Below are 3896 nucleotides of genomic sequence, written 5' to 3'. Positions count from 1 at the left end.
AGTCCTAAAACAAAAGAATTGTTTGTTCGTGCATGCGCAGATTGTCATAGTAACGAAACAAAATGGCCTTGGTACAGCAATATCGCTCCTATATCTTGGTTAGTTCAATATGATGTGGAAGAAGGTCGTGAACATTTTAATGTCTCCATGTGGGGCGTACAAAAAAAGAATGAGGGTGATGAAGCTAAAGAAGAATTTGAAGAGGGTGAAATGCCACCTTGGTTCTATGTCATTCCTCATCCTGATGCCAAATTGTCAGCAACTGAGACAAAAGAGTTGAGTAAAGGACTTTTAGCAACATTTGGAGAAGAAGATGATGACTAATTTTTAACATTCACTATCAAGATTTACTTTGAAAACCTCATAAAGTCATATATTTTATAAGGTTTTCTCTTCACACTAGTTTCACACTTCTATTTTATACTTCATCTGAATTTGGATAAAGCGTTTCTGATTTGAATATCAGATAAGCATTACAAAAGAATAAACAAAGGATTTATAATGAAAAAATTAACAGCAATCTTACTTCTAACAATCGGTTTAGCTTCAAGTGCTATGGCACATCATCCTGCACCAGTAGATCAAGCTGGCTCAGGAATACCAGATAATTCTGGACACTGGGATGCATTTCTTGGTGGTCTCTAGTTCATTATATTAATATATTTTGAATAAAAAAAAGCAAGGCGTATCCTAAATTTGGGATATGCCTTTTTTTATTTCTTCGATTAAAACACCAATTTTTAAACTTATTTTATTTGTTGCACCAAAACCTCATAAAGTTATATATTTTATAAGGTTTTGTAAAATCATTCAGATGTTAATGTGAGCTTCACACTTACTTCATACAATAAGACTATACTAGCAACATGAAATCCATGAAGGACTCTTATCCCTTTTTGATACTTCTGGTTTTCTGGTAACTTTTTATTTTAGATTGCATCATTCTTCCTTGTTTGTATGCTTCCTTTAATCTTGTCCAAAATTTTTAAAAGTTACCTCCCCTCAAAATCATAATATTAACTTATTATCTAGTAAGAATCTTATAAAGTTTTGATAAGTTAGGTTTTTACCGAATTAGTAGGTGTCTACTTTATAGAGGTTTCACTTCCAATAACCCAAAGGTCAGAGGTTCAAATCCTAATTTCAGATTTTTTTCATTAGGTCTAAAATTATTTTTCTAAAATATGACTATATGCTATTTTCATTTTTTAGTTATTATATGATTATCTTAAAAAAATAAAGGATGAATTATGAGTGAAACAATGAAAAGCTTAATGATGTTTATTATAGGTATGGTAGTAGTGGGATTAATGTTAATGTCAATGGATACACCCAAAGAAAATGGCGAGCCTGTTAAGATAAATAACATTAAAGAAAAGTGATGAAAACCTTATAAAATATATAATTTTATAAGGTTTTGGAAACAGGACATTTTGTCCCTTATTGCCAGAAATCAACAAATAACGGAACACTTTATCCATATAATGGCTATTTTCAGGCTAAAAGGACATTAGAAATTGTTATAGCAACATGAAACACTGTGAAAATATACAAATTCAATCTCTTTTTATAGATATCAAGACATATTTGATATACTCTTAATACTGAGATATTGTAATAGTAGGACAAAGTGTTCGGCTAATGAATAGTTATGCAAAAGAGATCTTCTAAAAGGAGCTAGGGGTTAAATACTTCCTTCTGTTCTCCAAACTTTATAAACAAGTCTTTCAAGTGCATCTTGACTCTTTTGTGAAAGAAATCTTTTTTCTTCATCATTTAGGTTTAATTTTTCAACTATATCAAATATTTCATCTTCTAGCATATCAAAACATACATTTTTTTGAGATGGCGAGTAAGGGAATTTTTCAACAGTTCCATCTAAAACTTCACCATTATCAAACTTCAACTCATAATGAAGATCGACAAAGTCATTATCTCCATGTCCTGCTTCTAAATTACCAGTAATTACCACCGTTCTTATTTTCATTTTTTACCTTTTTGTTTGTAGTTTATAAACATAACACTTGGTAGCTGTTGAACATCATTTATCTTCATCAACATTGTCGCTTTATTTGCGTAATCTAAGATAATTATAACTCAATAGTTAGCTTTCGTTCTTGACAAATATCAATAAGCTAATTTGCAATAAAGTAGTAAACCAGATGGATAGGCGAGCTTAGCCATATGACTAAACGATATACTCATCACAAAAGATATAGAGAAGATGCAGTTAACACATATAACCTTATAATTTAACATATTTTATAACGTTTATCGATATAGCGAAATCTAGAGAGGCTTTTTTTGAACCCTCCCATAGATAACGTTATAAAATGTTCTATATAGGAGGTTTTATAATGAAAAGGAAAAGAAAACATCTTCTTCCTTCATCATGAGATTAGACTTATGAATTGAAGTAAATATACACATGAAATACACACTTGATAGATAGCATACATAAAAATCTTTTTATAAGGGTACTAAATGAAAGATGTTGTATGTGGTATGGATGTTTTAGAGGATTCTAAATATCAAAGTGCATATCGTCATGAAAAATACTATTTTTGCAGTGAACATTGCAAAATAAAGTTTGACAACTCACCAGAGACTTACCTCCATACAAAAGAGACATGTACTGATAGTAGCTGTGATAGTAAATTAAGTTTGACACAATACACATGTCCTATGCATCCAGAGATCATAAAAGATGAACCGGGAAGCTGTCCTATATGCGGTATGTCGTTAGAACCTCTAATAGTAAGAGCAGATGAAGAGAACAGTGAACTAAAATCGATGACACAGCGTTTTTGGTTTTCTGTGTTATTTGCATTTCCTCTATTTCTCTTAGCCATGATAGCAGATATGATGCCATCATGGTTACCACAAAATCTATCTATGAAAACTTTATACTGGATAGAGTTTTCATTGGCGACACCAGTAGTACTTTGGGGTGGATGGCCATTTTTTGTAAGAGCTTGGCAATCTGTCAAAACATGGAATCCAAATATGTTTACGCTCATTACGCTTGGAGTGTCAGTCGCATGGGTATACAGTGTAGTGGCATTACTTTTTCCTACACTTTTTCCACCTCAAATGTTAGACAGTGACGGTACGGTATATGTCTATTTTGAATCGGCAGCTGTGATTACGACGTTAGTGCTGATGGGACAGGTTTTGGAACTTAGAGCACGTTCCAAAACCAATGAAGCGATCAAAATGCTGCTCAGTCTTGCACCAAATACTGCTACGCTCATTCGTTCTGATGGATCTGAAACGGAAATCTCCATAGAAGATGTAAATGTAGGAGATAGACTGCATATCCGTCCCGGAGAAAAGATACCTGTAGATGGTATCGTAATGGAAGGAGTGAGCCATGTGGATGAGTCTATGGTGACTGGTGAACCTATAGCAGTTAAAAAAGAATCCGGCACAAAACTGATCGGCGCAACTATCAACAGTACAGGAACGCTTGTGATGAAGGCAGAGAAGATAGGTGCAGATACCCTGCTCTCACAAATTATCGATATGGTTGCACAGGCACAACGTTCACGCGCACCCATACAGAACCTGGCAGATCTTGTTTCTTTTTATTTTGTTCCGCTTGTTGTACTTACTTCTGTAGTTACTTTTATAGTATGGTATCTCATTGGACCAGAACCGAAACTGGCTTACGCACTTGTATCTGCTGTTGCTGTTCTCATCATAGCATGTCCTTGTGCCCTGGGCTTGGCAACACCTATCTCCATTATGGTTGGTACTGGGAAAGGTGCTTCTAACGGGGTGCTCATCAAAAATGCTGAAGCGTTGGAGATGATGGAGAAAGTAGATACTGTTATAGTCGATAAGACGGGTACATTGACAGAGGGGAAACCTAAGCTTGTAGCTGTAGAAACAGT

General features: G+C 34.2%; 5 protein-coding genes. 4 read left to right on the top strand and 1 reads right to left on the bottom strand.

Going from position 1 to position 3896, the window contains the following annotated elements; all coding sequences use genetic code 11:
• The 3 genes from ABZC96_RS08830 to ABZC96_RS08820 form a co-directional block, all read left to right on the top strand.
• Positions 1-324 (top strand): heme-binding domain-containing protein (locus tag ABZC96_RS08830; protein WP_373030540.1); only part of this gene is annotated, 324 nt, incomplete at its 5' end.
• A 177-nt stretch (positions 325-501) separates the two neighbouring features.
• Complete coding sequence (locus tag ABZC96_RS08825) at positions 502-645, top strand: hypothetical protein (protein ID WP_155993683.1); 144 nt, start codon at positions 502-504, stop codon at positions 643-645.
• 605 nt (positions 646-1250) lie between these two features.
• Positions 1251-1382 carry a hypothetical protein gene (locus tag ABZC96_RS08820; RefSeq protein WP_373030538.1) on the top strand — a complete coding sequence of 44 codons (132 nt, stop codon included), beginning with the start codon at positions 1251-1253 and terminating at the stop codon, positions 1380-1382.
• Between the two features lie 302 nt (positions 1383-1684).
• Here ABZC96_RS08820 and ABZC96_RS08815 read toward each other — a convergent pair whose 3' ends face one another.
• The gene (locus ABZC96_RS08815) at positions 1685-1987 is read right to left on the bottom strand and encodes a hypothetical protein (RefSeq protein WP_373030536.1); all 303 of its coding nucleotides are present in this window, start codon (positions 1985-1987) and stop codon (positions 1685-1687) included.
• Positions 1988-2484: 497 nt separating this feature from the next.
• On the opposite strand from ABZC96_RS08815, the gene ABZC96_RS08810 reads away from it, so the two are divergent.
• Positions 2485-3896 (top strand): HAD-IC family P-type ATPase (locus ABZC96_RS08810; protein ID WP_373030534.1); only part of this gene is annotated, 1412 nt, incomplete at its 3' end.

The sequence above is a fragment of the Sulfurovum sp. genome (assembly GCF_041551015.1).
Lineage (GTDB): Bacteria > Campylobacterota > Campylobacteria > Campylobacterales > Sulfurovaceae > Sulfurovum.
Note: the sequence above shows the minus strand (reverse complement) of the source record. Positions and strands in the feature narration are given on the sequence as shown.